Origin of the sequence: Streptomyces atriruber (genome assembly GCF_001418325.1) — a bacterium.
GTDB lineage: Bacteria > Actinomycetota > Actinomycetes > Streptomycetales > Streptomycetaceae > Streptomyces > Streptomyces atriruber.
The window spans coordinates 1-14,016 of sequence record NZ_LIPN01000344.1 but is presented as its reverse complement, the minus strand read 5'-3'; the positions used below and the strand labels follow the sequence as shown (position 1 = coordinate 14,016).

Genomic DNA, 14,016 nt, shown 5'->3' with positions numbered 1-14,016 from the left:
GATCGGCTCGGCGCGGCGCACCAGCGACACGAGTCCGGAGTCGACGTTGGGCGCGGGCCAGAAGACGTTGCGCCCGATGGACCCGGCGCGCTTCACGTCCGCGTACCAGTTGGCCTTCACGGACGGCACCCCGTACACCCGCGAACCCGGTCCGGCGGCGAGCCGGTCGGCGACCTCGGCCTGCACCATCACCAGGGTGCGCTCGATGGTCGGGAAGGTGTCGAGCATGTGCAGCAGCACGGGCACGGCCACGTTGTACGGGAGGTTCGCGACCAGCGCGGTGGGCGCGGGGCCCGGCAGCTCGCTCACGAGCATGGCGTCGCTGTGCACGAGCCCGAAGGAGCCGGTCTTCTGCGGGAGGCGGGCCTGCACGGTCGCGGGCAGCGCCCCGGCGAGCACGTCGTCGATCTCGACGGCGGTGACGTGGGCCGCGGTCTCCAGCAGGGCCAGGGTCAGCGACCCGAGACCCGGGCCGACCTCGACGACGACGTCGTCCGGGCGGACCTCCGCGGTGCGGACGATGCGCCGTACGGTGTTGGCGTCGATGACGAAGTTCTGGCCGCGCTGCTTGGTCGGGCGTACGCCCAGGGCAGCGGCCAGCTCGCGGATGTCGGCGGGGCCGAGGAGGGCGCCGTGCTCAGTGCTCACCGCACCAGGTTACGGGGCCCGGCCTCCCCGCCTCGCGCGGTCCGCCTCGTGCGGGGCGGGGCGGGGACCTACAGTCGGCTGCCGCAGTGCGGCCACGGGCTTGCGCCGCGCTGCACGTACAGCTTCTTCGCCCGGAACGTCTGTTCCGCCGCCGGTGCGTTCTGCGGGCTGCCCGAGCCGCCGAGCGCCTGCCACGTCCTCGTGTCGAACTGGTACAGGCCGCCGTACGTCCCTGACGGGTCCACCGCCCCGGGCCGTCCGCCCGACTCGCAGTGCGCGAGCGACCCCCAGTTGAGGTCGTCCGCCCCGGCCACCGACATGGGCATCGGCTTGGTGCCGACCTTCACCACCCGCTTCTGCGGCTCCCGCACCACCTCGGCGCCGACGCGTCGCGGCTTCTGCTTGACGCCGTTCACCGTCCGCACCGTGTACGTGACCCGCCTGAGGCCCTGCTGCCCGGCCTGCGCCACCACCTCCGTGCCGCGGAAGAGCGACGGGTCCTCGGTCTTCTCCACGTCGAACGGGATCCGCTCCTCCCGCACCTCTTTGGTGCCGGTGACCCGCATGACGGTCACCGTCTGCCCGTCGCGCGGGAAGCTCTCGGGGGCGACCGACGTCGTGTCCTGCCCCCGCAGCGTCACCCCGGACTCGGCGACCGCCTCCCGCACGGTGGCCGCGTTGGTGCGGATGGTCCGCTCCCGGCCGTCCGCCATGATCGTGACCGTGCGTTCCGTGCGGACGTCGAGCGCGAGGCCGTCCCGTCCGATGCGGCTGCTGCGCGACGCCGACAGGTGCGCGCCCTCCGCGCGCACCCCGAGCTGCTGGAGCGCCCCGTCCACCGTGCGCGCCGTGGTCCACACCCGGCGGCGCTCCCCGTCGAGGGTGAGGTGGACGGGCCGTCCGTAGCGGACCGCGATCTCGTCGCCGCTGGCCAGCGCGGTGGTGGAGGTGGGCGCGACGATGTCGTGGGCGCCGACGTCCACGCCCTCGTCGGCGAGGAGTTCACCGACGTCGTCCGCGAAGGTGTGCAGGGTGCGCGGCTTGCCGTCGACGATGAGCTGCACGGCCTTGTCGTTGGCGACGAACGCGGACGTGCCGCCGGCGAGGAACGCCACGACGAGGGCCTGCGGCACCAGTCGCCGCATCGCCTCGTGCCGGTCGGGAGCCGCGGCCCCGCGGGACGGCTTCCTGCCGCGCCCGGCCCGCCGCGTCCCGGCCCGCCCGGGCGCGGGGATCTGCGCGCACTCCGGCTCCGGCTCCGGTCCGGACGCGGGTTCGGGTTCGGGTTCCGGCCCGGGATCCGGTGCCCGGTAGTCGTACGACTCGTACGAGTCGTCCTGCCACACGTCGTACGAGGCGTCGTACGAGGGGTCGTACGACGGCGGGCTGTACCGCGGCTCGTACGCGGGGGCGTACGTCGTCTCGTACGTCTCGTACTGCGAGTTGCTCACGATGACGCTCCAGGGGTCCGTACCGGGCGGACAGAACCTAGCGGAGCTCTCGTCACTCTCCAAAGCAGCACGGCTACGCTGTGTCGCCGCGTTGACCTGAGCTGCCCCCGTACGGGGCTCGTGCCGTTATCGGTCAGTAAGCAAAGGCGCGCGCGGTGTTCGCGGAGAGCGCCGTGGCCATGGCGTCCTCGTCGATGCCGCGAATTCCGGCCATGGCGCGCACCGTGACCGGAATGAGATAAGGGGCGTTGGGCCGTCCGCGGTACGGGGCGGGCGTGAGGAACGGCGCGTCGGTCTCCACGAGGACCAGTTCGAGGGGGGCGACGGCCAGCGCGTCGCGCAGTCCCTGCGCGTTCTTGAAGGTGACGTTGCCCGCGAAGGACATGAAGTAGCCGTGCTCGGCGCAGATCCGGGCCATGTCGGCGTCGCCGGAGTAGCAGTGGAAGACGGTGCGCTCGGGGGCGCCCTCCTCCTTCAGGACGCGCAGCACATCGTCGTGGGCCTCGCGATCGTGGATGACGAGGGCCTTGCCGTGCCGCTTGGCGATCTCGATGTGGGCGCGGAACGACCGCTCCTGGGCGGCCATGCCCTCGGGTCCGGTGCGGAAGTGGTCGAGGCCGGTCTCGCCGACGCCGAGCACCTGCGGCAGGGCGGCGAGCCGGTCGATCTCGGTGAGCGCCTCGTCGAGGGCGGCGTCGCCGCCGGGCTCACGGGCACCCTGCCGGGACCAGCCGTCGGGGTCGCCGAGAACGATGCGGGGCGCTTCGTTGGGGTGGAGGGCGACGGCGGCGTGCACGCCGTCGTGCGCGGCGGCCGTCTCGGCCGCCCACCGCGACCCGCGGACGTCGCAGCCCACCTGGACGACCGTGGTGACGCCGACCGACGCGGCCTTGGCGAGGCCCTCCTCCACCGTGCCCGACTGCATGTCGAGGTGGGTGTGGGAGTCGGCGACCGCCACCCGGAGCGGTTCCGGCAGGGGCGGCGGGACGTCGGCGTTCTTCGAAGGCATGACCCGATCCTACGAAGGAGGTTCCGATCCCACGAAGGAGGCCGCGGGCCCGCGAAGGAGCCCGCGCTCCCACGACGGAGCCGCGGACCCCGAACGAGCCCGCGGACCCCCCGCGAATCCCCCTGCCGCCCTTACTGCGCCCTGCGGTGCTGGAAGGGGTGCAGCAAGTCGGACAGGTGCCAGTGGTGACGCTCCGAGCCGTCGCCGTCCGGCTCGGCCGTGTCCAGGTGCGCGGTCGGCTTCCCCCCGCCCTTCCCCACGCCACTGCCCGCATGCTGCCGCCGCATCATGTCCAGCACCGACGACACCTGCCCGGCCCGCATGATCCGCACGACATGGCCACCGCAGTTCAGACACGTGGGCCGGGTCAGCGGCGACGGCACGCGCGCGCCGTCCGCCAGGTACATCACGAATTCCTCGCCCTTGGCGTCCACGTGGTGTTCTATCTCGTAGGACTGTTCCCAGCCGTGCCCGCACCGCATGCAGGCGAAGGCGTACGACTCGTGAACCACATTTGTCGCCGTGGTGGGATGGCCGGTGTCTGCGATCTCACTCATGCCAGCTGCTCCTCTTGCCCGAGGGACAAGCACTGCCGGAGTCCGGGCAGGAACCCGGACCGGAAGCGTGGGGACGGGTGCGTCCCTTCAACCAGTGGACGCCTTTCCCGGAGCGAGCGCATCAGACCTGTCGAGCATTGGAGCCGTTTTGGCCTTTCCTTAGGAAAGAGGCCTGAAACGAGCCTGGTGCGCGGCCCGCGCTTTGCCTTTCACGATAGTCCTTTGCCTGCCGATGGGCTGCCCCGATCCGCATTCTTTGCCGCGACGACGGCATCGAAGACGTCGCGTTTGGGAAGGCCCGCTTCAGCGGCCACGGCGGCGATCGCCTCCTTGCGTCGCTCCCCCGCCTCCTCGCGCACCCGCACCCTGCGCACCAGCTCGTCGGGGCCGAGCTCCCCGGCGCTCTTCTCGGGCGCGCCCTCCACGACGACGGTGATCTCGCCCCGTACGCCGTCGGCCGCCCACTCGGCGAGTTCCTTCAGCGAACCGCGCTTGACCTCTTCATACGTCTTGGTCAGCTCGCGGCAGACCGCGGCCCTGCGCTCCTCGCCGAACGCCTCGGCCATCGCGGCCAGCGTGTCGTCGATGCGGTGCGGCGCCTCGAAATAGACCAGCGTCCTGCGGTCCTGCGCGACCTCCTTCAGGCGCGAGAGCCGCTCCCCGGCCTTGCGCGGCAGGAAGCCCTCGAAGCAGAAGCGGTCGACGGGCAGCCCCGACAGGGCGAGGGCGGTCAGCACGGCGGAGGGTCCCGGCACGGCCGTCACCCGCACGTCCCGCTCCACGGCGGCCGCGACCAGGCGGTAGCCGGGGTCGGAGACCGACGGCATCCCCGCGTCCGTCACGAGCAGCACGCGCGCGCCGCCCGCCAGCGCCTCGACCAGCTCGGGCGTGCGCGCGGTCTCGTTGCCCTCGAAGTACGAGACGACCCGCCCGCCCACCTGCACGCCGAGCGCCTGGGTGAGCCTGCGCAGGCGCCGCGTGTCCTCGGCGGCGACGACATCGGCCGACGCCAGCTCGGCGGCGAGCCGCGGCGGCGCGTCGGCCACATCGCCGATGGGGGTGCCTGCCAGCACAAGGGTTCCGGGGGAATCAGCGCTTCCTGTCACGGATCCATCCTCGCAGGGCCCACGGGCGGGACTCGCACAGTCTGGTTCCCTACGATGGCGCGGTGACCAGTACCGCGTCTTCCCCGGACACCCGTGAGGGCCAGCCAGCCGAGGAGCAGCAGCCCCCGTGGCAGCGGCGGCTGCGCCGATTCGGCCATGTGGAGCGGCCGAGAGTGGACGTCGGAGCGCGCCTCGTGCCCGCGTACACACGGCCGAGCCCCCGCCTGTGGATGACGCTCGGTCTGTCGGAGCGGGCCGCGGACCTGGTGGTCCGGCTGTCCGGCTGGGTCGGTCCGCTGCTGATCACGCTCGTCGCCGGGGTGGCCCGCTTCTGGAACCTCGGCAATCCGAAGGCCGTGATATTCGACGAGACGTACTACGCGAAGGACGCCTGGGCGCTCATCCACCGCGGCTTCGAGGTCAACTGGCCGGAGAAGGTCAACGGCGACGTCCTGCGGCAGGGCAGCGACGTCGCGATCCCGCACGACGCGTCGTACGTGGTGCATCCGCCGGTCGGCAAGTACGTGATCGGTGTCGGCGAATGGCTCTTCGGCTTCGACCCGTTCGGCTGGCGGTTCATGACGGCGGTGCTCGGCACGCTGTCGGTGCTGATGCTGTGCCGGATCGGGCGGCGGCTCTTCCGCTCGACGTTCCTCGGCTGTCTGGCGGGCGCGCTGCTCGCGGTGGACGGCCTGCACTTCGTGATGAGCCGCACGGCGCTGCTCGACCAGGTGCTGATGTTCTTCGTGCTCGCCGCGTTCGGCTGCTTCCTGATCGACCGGGACAGGGCGCGGGCGCGGCTCGCGGCCGCCCTGCCCACCGACGAGGACGGGCGGGTGTACCCCGACGCGCACGTCGCCGAGACGCTGCGCCTGGGGTGGCGGCCGTGGCGGTGGGCGGCCGGGCTCTGTCTGGGGCTCGCCTTCGGCACGAAGTGGAACGGCCTGTACGTCATGGTCTTCCTCTGCCTGATGACCGTCTTCTGGGACGTGGGCGCGCGCCGGGTGGCCGGGGCGGTGCGGCCCTACCGCGCGGTGCTGCGGCGGGACGTGCTCCCGGCGTTCGTGTCGACGGTGCCCGTGGCCCTCGCCACGTACGTGGTGTCCTGGCTCGGCTGGATCCTCTCGCCGACGGACGGCACCGGCGGGTACTACCGCAACTGGGCGGCGACGGCCGGCAAGGGCGGTGACTGGACCTGGCTGCCGGACTGGGTGCGCAGCCTGTGGCACTACGAGCACGCGGTGTACGAGTTCCACGTGGGCCTGTCCTCGCCGCACACCTACCAGTCCAACCCGTGGAGCTGGATCGTCGACGGGCGGCCCGTCTCGTACTTCTACGAGTCACCGCTGCCCGGCAAGGACGGCTGCCCCTCGGACACCACGGAGAAGTGCGCCCGCGAGGTCCTCGCGCTCGGCACGCCGATGCTGTGGTGGGCGGCGGCCTTCGCGCTGCTGTACGTCCTGTGGCGCTGGGCGTTCCGCCGCGACTGGCGGGCGGGCGCGATCCTGTGCGGCGTCCTGGCGGGCTACCTGCCCTGGTTCTTCTACCAGGAGCGGACGATCTTCTACTTCTACGCGGTCGTCTTCGTGCCGTTCCTGTGTCTCGCGGTGACGATGATGATCGGCGCGATGCTCGGCCCTTCGGGGTCGACCGAGCGGCGCCGGGTCGTGGGCGCGGCCGCGTCGGGCGTTCTCGTGCTCCTCATCATGTGGAATTTCATCTACTTCTGGCCGATCTACACGGGCACCGCGATTCCGATCGATTCGTGGCGGTCGCGCATGTGGCTGGATACGTGGGTGTAGTCCGCCGCGTGTAATACACCCGGTGTAATGCACATCTTGGACACCTTCGGATAACGACAGCCCCGTACATCACCCCCGCCCCCCGGGGCCCTTTAGGGTTCAGGGCGAACTACCTTCCCGAATGCGTTCGGGAGGGCTCCTGGGGAGGGAGCGCATCGTGCGCAAAGGAGTGAAGGCGGCACTGGTCGGCGGGGTCTTCACCGTCATGGTGGGGGGCGCCGGATACGGCGCGTACAACTTGGTGAACGGGGTGACCGGGGACGGGGGTTCGCCGGGGTCCGGGTCCGCCGAGGTGAAGACGGGGCCGCCCACGGACGGCGAGGTCCGGGACACGGCCCGCAAGTTCCTCGCGGCGTGGGCCGAGGGCGACGCCCGGCAGGCCGCGGCGTACACGAACAACTCCGCGGAGGCCGCCGCCGCGCTGGCCGGGTTCCGCGAGGACGCGCACCTGACGAAGGCGAAGCTCGTGCCGAAGGAGGCGTCGGGCACCCGCGTGCCGTTCTCCGTGTCGACGACGGTGTCGTACAAGGGGAAGAGCAAGCCCTTCGCGTACGACTCCCAGCTCACCGTCGTCCGCGGGAAGACCACCGGGCGCGCGCTCGTCGACTGGTCACCGGCCGTCGTCCATCCCTCTCTGGAGAAGGGCGACACCCTGGTGACCGGCGAGGCGGCCACCCCGCCCATCCAGGCCGTGGACCGCGCGGGCACCGTCCTGCGCAAGAAGGACCACCCCTCGCTCGTGCCCCTCCTGGACGCGCTGCGCGAGAAGTACGGCGACAGCGCGGGCGGCAAGCCGGGCGTGGAGCTGTACGTCGAGCGCGCGAACGAGGACGCGGGCACCCGCACGCTGCTCACCCTCGCGCGGGGCAGGCCCGGCGAGCTGCGCACGACGCTCAGCGCGGGCGTGCAGAAGGCGGCGGAGCAAGCGGTCCTGCGGAGCGACGAGTCGTCCGTGGTCGCGATGAAACCGAGCACCGGCGAGGTCCTCGCGGTCGCCAACAACCGCAAGGACGCGTTCAACGCGGCGTTCCTCGGCAAGGTGGCGCCCGGCTCGACGATGAAGATCGTCTCGGCGGCGATGCTCATCGACAAGGGCGTGACCAAGGCGAGCGGCCCGGCGCCCTGCCCCGCCTCCGCGACCTGGCAGAGCCAGACGTTCAACAACCTCAAGGGCATGACGCCGAACGAGTCCGCGACGTTCTCGGAGGACTTCGCGCGCTCCTGCAACACCGCGTTCGTGAAGCTCATCGACGAGGGCGGCATCTCGGACGCGTCCCTCACCGAGGAGGCGCGTGACAACTTCGGCCTGGGCCTGGACTGGAAGGTCGGCATCCCGTCCTTCGACGGTTCCGTCCCGGAGTCCGCGGGACCCGACCGCGCGGCGAACGCCATCGGCCAGGGCCAGGTCCAGATGAGCCCGCTGAACATGGCGTCGGTCACGGCGACGGCGATGACGGGCACCTTCCGGCAGCCGGTGATCGTGCCCGCGTCCCTCGACGACCGCGACCTGGCCACCGCCGAGGGCCTGCGCGCCTCCACCGTCCAGCAGCTGCGCCAGATGATGAACCGCACGGCGGTCAGCGGCACCGGCGCACGCGTCATGGCCGGGCTCGGCGGCGACGTCGGCGCGAAGACCGGATCGGCCGAGGTCGATGGCCAGGCGAAGTCGGACAGCTGGTTCACGGGATACCGGGGCGACGTCGCCGCGGCCGCGATGGCCCAGCGGGGCGGACACGGCGGCGACTCGGCGGGGCCGATCGTGGCGGCGGTGCTGGGCGCAGGGTAATCGGTCCGAGCGTGGGTCGCCCGGCCGGGCGACGAAGTGGTCAAGGGCTTCCCCGTACGCCTCTAAGGTGGCCTTCCGGTGAGGAGCCGGGGGTTCTGGGGAACTGCGGAGGGTTTGTGGGCAAGCGAAGGCGCGCCACGGAGCGCAAGAGCGTCGGCGTCGGGAACATGAAGGTGCACCCGGGTGTGCTCGGCGGGGCGGCTGCCGTGGTCGTGTGCGGTGTGGGGGCCGCCGCGTTCGCGCTGTCCGGCGGCCCGGGTTCCGGGGACGGTTCGAGCGTCGACGAGAAGCCGGTGGCCTCGGGCCCGCCGAAGCCCGCCGAAGTCCGCTCCACCGCGCGGGCGTTCCTCACCGCGTGGGCCGAGGGCGACGCGACGCGGGCGGCCGCGCTCACGGACGACCCGGCGGCGGCGAAGCAGGCCCTGACGTCCTACCGCAAGGACGGCCGCCTCACGAAGCCCCGGCTGACGCCCGGCAAGCGCTCGGGCGCCGACATGCCGTTCAAGGCGGCGGCGACGGTCTCGTACGAGGGAAAGCGCAAGCCCCTCTCGTACGAGTCCGAACTCACCGTCGTACGCAGGAAGAGCGACGGCAAGACGCTCGTCGGCTGGCAGCCCTCGGTGCTGCACCCGGAGCTGAAGGAAGGCGACCGGCTGGTCACCGGCGAGGCGGGCGATCCGCCGATCAAGGCGGTGGACCGGGACGGGGCGGCGCTGACGGCGGCGAAGTACCCGTCGCTGGGCACGGTCCTCGACGGGCTGCGCGAGAAGTACGGCAAGAAGGCGGGCGGCAAGGCCGGCGTCGAGCTGCGGGTGGTCCGCGCGGACAGCGGGAAGAAGTCCGGGTCCGCCGCGGCGAAGAAGAAGGACGACGCGGAGTCGACGCCCGACAAGACGCTGCTCACGCTCTCCCCCGGCACTCCGGGGACGTTGAAGACGACGTTCAGCGGCTCGCTGCAGTCCGCCGCCGAGCGCGAGACCGCCAAGCGGCAGCGGGCGTCCGTGGTCGTGGTCAAGCCCAGCACGGGCGAGATCCTGGCCGCCGCCAACTCCAGACCCGGCGGCTTCAACACGGCGTTCCAGGGGTCCATCGCGCCGGGCTCCACGATGAAGGTCATCAGCTCGTCGATGCTCCTGGAGAAGAAGCTCGCCGGGGTCGACAAGAAGCACCCGTGCCCCAAGTACGAGACGTACGGCGGCTGGAAGTTCCAGAACGACGACAAGTTCCAGATCAAGAACGGCACGTTCCGGGCGAGCTTCGCGCGGTCCTGCAACACGGCTTTCATCAGCCAGGCCGAGAAGCTGGAGAACGACTCCCTCACCAAACAGGCCCAGGAGGTCTTCGGGCTCGGCCGCGACAACTGGTCGATCGGCGTCTCGTCCTTCGACGGGGCGGTGCCGGTGCAGAGCGACGCGCAGATGGCGGCCTCGCTGATCGGTCAGGGCGGGGTGCGGATGAACCCGCTCAACATGGCGTCGGTCGCGGCGACGGTGAAGTCGGGCACGTTCCGGCAGCCCTATCTGGTCTCGCCCGACGTCGACGACCGCAAGCTGGCGACCGCGTCGCGCAAGATGTCGGGCTCGACGGCGTCGGCGCTGCGGGACCTGATGCACTACACGGCGGTCGCGGGCACGGCGGTCAAGCCGATGTCGGGCCTCGGCTCCGACATGGGCGCGAAGACCGGTTCGGCGGAGGTCGACGGCCAGAAGAAGCCCAACGGCTGGTTCACGGCGTACCGGGGCGACCTGGCGTCGGCGGCGGTCGTCCAGGAGGGCGGCCACGGCGGTGACTCGGCGGGGCCCGTGGTGCGGGCGATGCTGCAGGCGGGCGGTTGATGCTCCCGGGCGGCGGCTGAGGTCACTCGGCGGACGGGGCTGTCCGCTATGCGGATACACGGTCGCGTGTCCCGTACACGGACCGCTAGCGTGCCGGGCATGAACGCTGAAGCAGCCGGTGCGCCGGACGCACCTGACGCACCCGAACCGTCTCCGTCTCCGTCCCCATCCCCGTCCGCCGCCCACCCCCGATTCGCCGAGGCCCTGCAGGAACTGGGCCTCGGCGATCTGCTTCCCCGGGTCCGCCGCTTCCCGGAGCAGACCCGCACCGCGGCGGAGGCGGCAGCGGCGATCGGCTGCGAGCTGAGCGAGATCTGCAAGTCGCTGATCTTCGCCGCGGACGGGGTTCCGGTCCTGGTCCTGATGGACGGCTCCTCGCGGGTGGATCTGGACCTCGTACGCCAGGAACTGGGCGCGGAGAAGGTGACCCGGGCCAGGGCGGACCTCGTCCGCGAGACCACCGGCTACGCGATCGGCGGCGTGCCGCCCTTCGGCCACGCCACGAAGACCCGCGTCCTGGCCGACCGGTCCCTGCTCGACCACGACGTGGTGTGGGCGGCGGCCGGCACGCCCTACGCGGTCTTCCCGATCGCCCCCGAGAAGCTGATCGCCCACGCGGGCGGCACGCTGGCGGACGTGCGCGAGACCGCAGAGTGACCCCCCTGGTAGCGGCGGCCGTCCTGCTCGCCGCCGTCACGCACGCCTGCTGGAACGCGATAGCCCACCACATCACCGACAAGCTGGTCGGCTTCACCCTCATATCCGGCGGCGGCACCATGATCGGGCTGCTCCTGGCCCCCTTCGTCCCCATCCCGGACGCCGGGGCCTGGCCCTACCTGATCCTCTCCGCGATCCTCCACGTCGCCTACTACGCCCTGCTCATGCGGTCGTTCAAGCTCGGCGACTTCGGCCAGGCCTACCCCATCGCGCGCGGCACGGCGCCCCTCGTCGTCACCGTCCTCGCGGCGCTCTTCGCGGGCGAGGTCCCGGACGCCTGGCAGGCGGCGGGCGTCGCCGTCTCGTGCGCGGGCCTGACGGGCCTCGCCCTGTGGGGCATCCGCGGCTCGGGCCGCCGCCCCGACTGGGCGGCGATCGGCGCGGCGCTCGCGACGGGCGTCTCCATCGCGGGGTACACGGTGGTGGACGGCCTGGGCGTACGGGCCTCCGGCTCCTCCATGGGCTACATCGCGTGGCTGATGGTCATGGAGGGCATCGCGGTCCCGGTGTACGCGGCGTACCGCTGGCGCGGCGAACTGGTCCCGCGACTCCGCCCGTTCGCCCTGGTCGGCCTCTTGGGCGCGGCCCTGTCGGTCTCCGCCTACGGCCTGGTCCTGTGGGCCCAGACGAGAGCGGACCTGGCACCGATCTCCGCGCTGCGGGAGTCCTCGATCATCGTCGGCGCGGCGATCGGCGCGATCTTCTTCAAGGAACGGTTCGGGGCGCCGCGGCTGGTGGCGGCGGGGCTGATGGTGGCGGGGATCGGGTTGATGCTGCACGCGGGATGACCCATCCCGGCCCCTCCAGTCCAGTCCCGTCCCGTCTCGCCCCGGCCCCTCCCGTCACGCGGTGACGGGTAGCGTCGCGCAGCGGCGACAGGCCCTGGACGAGGTCGCCACCACGGCGTGGGACGCGGCCGCGAGGGCTCCGGCGGCCGCCAGCAGGGGCCAGTTCGTGGCGAGGGCCGCGGCGGTGGCGAGCGCGAGGGTCGCCACCGCCATGGCGGCGCTCGCGGTGGTCCCCGCCCAGGCGACCACGAGCGGCAGCCGGTGCGGGGTGGGCAGTCGGCGGGCGAGGGTGCCGGTGGCAGCCAGCGTCGCCGCGGCGAGCAGCGCGGCGAGGGTCGCGACGAGCGCCAGGTGACCGGCCAGCAGCCGGGCGGCGTGCGGCAGTTGCCGGGCCGCCCGTTCGTCGCCCGCTGCGCGGACGAGGTACCAGCAGGCCACGAGGAACGGCGCGGTGAGCGCGACGGTCCTGGCGGTGTGCCGGGCCTGCGCGACGGTCAGCTCGCGCTGACAGCCGGGGACGAGCTCGTCGACGGTCCCGAACTCCCGTACCGCAAGGCGGGCCGCCTCCTCGTCATCCGCCCCCGCGTCGGCGTGGGCGGCCGCGGTGTCCACGAGGCCGTCGCGCATCTCCGCGAGCAGCCGCGACTTGGCCTTGTCCGGCCCGTGCAGGGCGGCGGTCAGGGCGGCGACGTGCTGCTCGACGGGCCTCATGCCGGGCATCGTGCCGGGACGGGCGCCGGGATGCGCGCCGGGGCTCATGTGGCGAGTCCGGGGTGCGCGCCCGGCTGCGGGCCGGGGTTCAGGACCGAGCCGATCGCCGCGGTGAACTCGCGCCACGCGGCCCGCTCCCCGGCCAGGGTGGCGCGTCCCGCGTCGGTGAGCTCGTAGGCCCTGCGGCGGCGCTCGCCGGATGCCGACTGCCAGCTGCTGCTGAGCAGGCCGAGCCGCTCCAGGCGGTTCAGTGCGGGGTAGATCGTGCCGGTGCGCAGCTCCAGCGCACCGCCGCTGCGGCGCTGCACCGCGGTGATGATCGCGTACCCGTGCAGCGGGCCCGGCTCCAGCACGGCCAGCAGCAGTCCGTCGAGGTGCCCTCGCACCGCATCCGCCTTCATGAGTAGGCAGCCTACACAAAGGATGCGTCGACAGTGTATGTATTGGCAGCCAACGCAATTGCATTGGCTGCCAATGCATTCCTGCCCGCTGCCTGCCCGATGCCTGCCCCGCTCGGGCCTTGGAGGTCCCGCCATGACCAAGTTCCTGCTGTCCGTGCACGTCCTCGCGGCGATCCTGGCCGTCGGGTCGATCACCGTCGCCGCGTCGATGTTCCCGCGCTACGCGCTGCGGGCGCTGGGGGTCGACGGGGAGTCGGGCGACGGCGACCGGGCACCCGGAATCGCCGCGCTCCTGCACCGCGTCTGCCGCGCCTACGCCGTCGCAGGCCTCGCCGTACCCGTGTTCGGCCTCGCCACCGCGGCCCGGCTCGGCGTCCTCACCGACGCCTGGCTGATCGCGTCGCTCCTCCTGACGACGATCGCCGCGGCGCTCCTGGCGCTGGCCATCCTGCCGGGCCAGCGAAGCCTGCTGGACATGGCGGACGTGCCGGATCCGGCGGAGCCGGACGACGGGAGGCGGCCCGCGCCGGACACCGCACGCCCCACGGCGGCCCGCCTCACCATGCTCACCGGCATCTTCAACGTCCTCTGGGCGACGGTCACCGTTCTGATGATCGTCCGCCCCGGCTCCACGACGGGGGCGTGAGCGCCGTGCGCACGCTCCGCATCGCGGCGATCGTCGAGTCCGCGTCCTTGGCCCTCCTCTTCGCCAACCTCCTCACAGTCCACGCCCGACCGCTCTCGGGCCTGCTCGGCCCGCTGCACGGCACCGCGTACCTGGTGGTCATCGCGGCCACGTGGATGCTGCCGTCGACGGCGTCACCGGGGGTGCGGTGGCGCGCGGTCGTGCCGGGGGTCGGGGGCCTGTTGGTCCTGCGCGAGGTGGGGAGAGACCCCGCGCGTTCCGCACCGGCTCGTGGCGAGTGACTGGATTCGCAGGTCGCCGTCGAGGGCGCCGGGTGGAGAACTGAGGAGGCCGTGCGCCCCGAGCCGCAGTGGGGCGTCGGCGTCCTTCCCGACCCGGGCTCGCCGAAGTCACCGCCAGAGACCGATGGGCGGGGGCCGACAAGGCCTTGTGGCCCCGGAGCCGTACTCAGGCGGCCGCGTTGTTCCCGACCCAGGCTCACCGAAGTCACCGGCAAGGGCGGATGGGTGGGGAGCTGACGGAGTTGTGTGGTTCTGGGGGTGCCGTGGGGTGTTGGGGG

The 14,016-nt window shown here is 72.3% G+C and carries 14 protein-coding genes; 7 read left to right on the top strand and 7 right to left on the bottom strand.

The genetic code is table 11. The features are described 5' to 3' along the window. The 5 genes from rsmA to rsmI all read right to left on the bottom strand — a co-directional run. Nucleotides 1–648 (bottom strand): 16S rRNA (adenine(1518)-N(6)/adenine(1519)-N(6))-dimethyltransferase RsmA (rsmA, locus tag AOK03_RS30555; protein ID WP_055568604.1); only part of this gene is annotated, 648 nt, incomplete at its 3' end. Between the two features lie 68 nt (nucleotides 649–716). Then, nucleotides 717–2,099: a resuscitation-promoting factor gene (locus AOK03_RS30550; protein ID WP_055568603.1), complete on the bottom strand. Its 1,383-nt coding sequence runs from the start codon at nucleotides 2,097–2,099 to the stop codon at nucleotides 717–719. Between the two features lie 133 nt (nucleotides 2,100–2,232). Further along, nucleotides 2,233–3,108: a TatD family hydrolase gene (locus AOK03_RS30545; protein WP_055568602.1), complete on the bottom strand. Its 876-nt coding sequence runs from the start codon at nucleotides 3,106–3,108 to the stop codon at nucleotides 2,233–2,235. A 131-nt stretch (nucleotides 3,109–3,239) separates the two neighbouring features. Then, nucleotides 3,240–3,665: a hypothetical protein gene (locus AOK03_RS30540; protein WP_055568601.1), complete on the bottom strand. Its 426-nt coding sequence runs from the start codon at nucleotides 3,663–3,665 to the stop codon at nucleotides 3,240–3,242. A gap of 209 nt (nucleotides 3,666–3,874) precedes the next feature. After that, complete coding sequence (rsmI, locus tag AOK03_RS30535; protein ID WP_079075042.1) at nucleotides 3,875–4,771, bottom strand: 16S rRNA (cytidine(1402)-2'-O)-methyltransferase; 897 nt, start codon at nucleotides 4,769–4,771, stop codon at nucleotides 3,875–3,877. Nucleotides 4,772–4,833: 62 nt separating this feature from the next. Here rsmI and AOK03_RS30530 point away from each other — a divergent pair, with 62 nt between their 5' ends. The 5 genes from AOK03_RS30530 (at nucleotide 4,834) to AOK03_RS30510 (ending at nucleotide 11,699) form a co-directional block, all read left to right on the top strand. Further along, entirely contained in the window at nucleotides 4,834–6,573 is a 1,740-nt protein-coding gene (locus tag AOK03_RS30530; protein ID WP_055568599.1) for a dolichyl-phosphate-mannose--protein mannosyltransferase, read from the top strand. 157 nt (nucleotides 6,574–6,730) lie between these two features. Next, on the top strand, nucleotides 6,731–8,359 hold the full coding sequence (locus AOK03_RS30525; RefSeq protein WP_055568598.1) for a penicillin-binding transpeptidase domain-containing protein: 1,629 nt from the start codon (nucleotides 6,731–6,733) through the stop codon (nucleotides 8,357–8,359). Nucleotides 8,360–8,475: 116 nt separating this feature from the next. Beyond that, nucleotides 8,476–10,194: a penicillin-binding transpeptidase domain-containing protein gene (locus AOK03_RS30520; RefSeq protein WP_055568597.1), complete on the top strand. Its 1,719-nt coding sequence runs from the start codon at nucleotides 8,476–8,478 to the stop codon at nucleotides 10,192–10,194. A gap of 99 nt (nucleotides 10,195–10,293) precedes the next feature. Beyond that, nucleotides 10,294–10,851 (top strand): YbaK/EbsC family protein, encoded by a 558-nt coding sequence (locus AOK03_RS30515; RefSeq protein WP_079075043.1) that lies wholly within the window; start codon nucleotides 10,294–10,296, stop codon nucleotides 10,849–10,851. Next, a complete protein-coding gene (locus tag AOK03_RS30510; protein ID WP_055568596.1) occupies nucleotides 10,848–11,699 on the top strand; it encodes a DMT family transporter in 852 nt (283 codons plus the stop codon). Before AOK03_RS30515 ends, AOK03_RS30510 begins: the two co-directional genes overlap by 4 nt. A 54-nt stretch (nucleotides 11,700–11,753) precedes the next feature. On the opposite strand, the gene AOK03_RS30505 is transcribed toward AOK03_RS30510, so the two are convergent. Both AOK03_RS30505 and AOK03_RS30500 read right to left on the bottom strand, forming a co-directional pair. Next, nucleotides 11,754–12,410, bottom strand: a complete 657-nt coding sequence (locus AOK03_RS30505) for a permease prefix domain 1-containing protein (protein ID WP_244177812.1) — start codon at nucleotides 12,408–12,410, stop codon at nucleotides 11,754–11,756. A gap of 44 nt (nucleotides 12,411–12,454) precedes the next feature. Beyond that, nucleotides 12,455–12,811 carry a PadR family transcriptional regulator gene (locus AOK03_RS30500; protein WP_055568594.1) on the bottom strand — a complete coding sequence of 119 codons (357 nt, stop codon included), beginning with the start codon at nucleotides 12,809–12,811 and terminating at the stop codon, nucleotides 12,455–12,457. Between the two features lie 133 nt (nucleotides 12,812–12,944). Between AOK03_RS30500 and AOK03_RS30495 the strand changes: the two genes are divergently transcribed. Then, a complete protein-coding gene (locus AOK03_RS30495) occupies nucleotides 12,945–13,457 on the top strand; it encodes a hypothetical protein (RefSeq protein ID WP_055568593.1) in 513 nt (170 codons plus the stop codon). Continuing rightward, the gene (locus AOK03_RS30490; protein WP_341845832.1) at nucleotides 13,454–13,738 is read left to right on the top strand and encodes a hypothetical protein; all 285 of its coding nucleotides are present in this window, start codon (nucleotides 13,454–13,456) and stop codon (nucleotides 13,736–13,738) included. The genes AOK03_RS30495 and AOK03_RS30490 overlap by 4 nt, the downstream gene beginning before the upstream one ends. Nucleotides 13,739–14,016 lie beyond the last annotated feature (278 nt).

What these genes read in the sequence shown, in the direction of transcription:
- AOK03_RS30515 (WP_079075043.1), top strand. Translation starts at nt 10,294, where the DNA reads ATGAACGCTGAAGCAGCCGGTGCGCCGGACGCACCTGACGCACCCGAA.
- AOK03_RS30500 (WP_055568594.1), bottom strand. Translation starts at nt 12,811, where the DNA reads ATGAAGGCGGATGCGGTGCGAGGGCACCTCGACGGACTGCTGCTGGCC.
- AOK03_RS30545 (WP_055568602.1), bottom strand. Translation starts at nt 3,108, where the DNA reads ATGCCTTCGAAGAACGCCGACGTCCCGCCGCCCCTGCCGGAACCGCTC.
- AOK03_RS30505 (WP_244177812.1), bottom strand. Translation starts at nt 12,410, where the DNA reads ATGAGGCCCGTCGAGCAGCACGTCGCCGCCCTGACCGCCGCCCTGCAC.
- AOK03_RS30540 (WP_055568601.1), bottom strand. Translation starts at nt 3,665, where the DNA reads ATGAGTGAGATCGCAGACACCGGCCATCCCACCACGGCGACAAATGTG.
- AOK03_RS30495 (WP_055568593.1), top strand. Translation starts at nt 12,945, where the DNA reads ATGACCAAGTTCCTGCTGTCCGTGCACGTCCTCGCGGCGATCCTGGCC.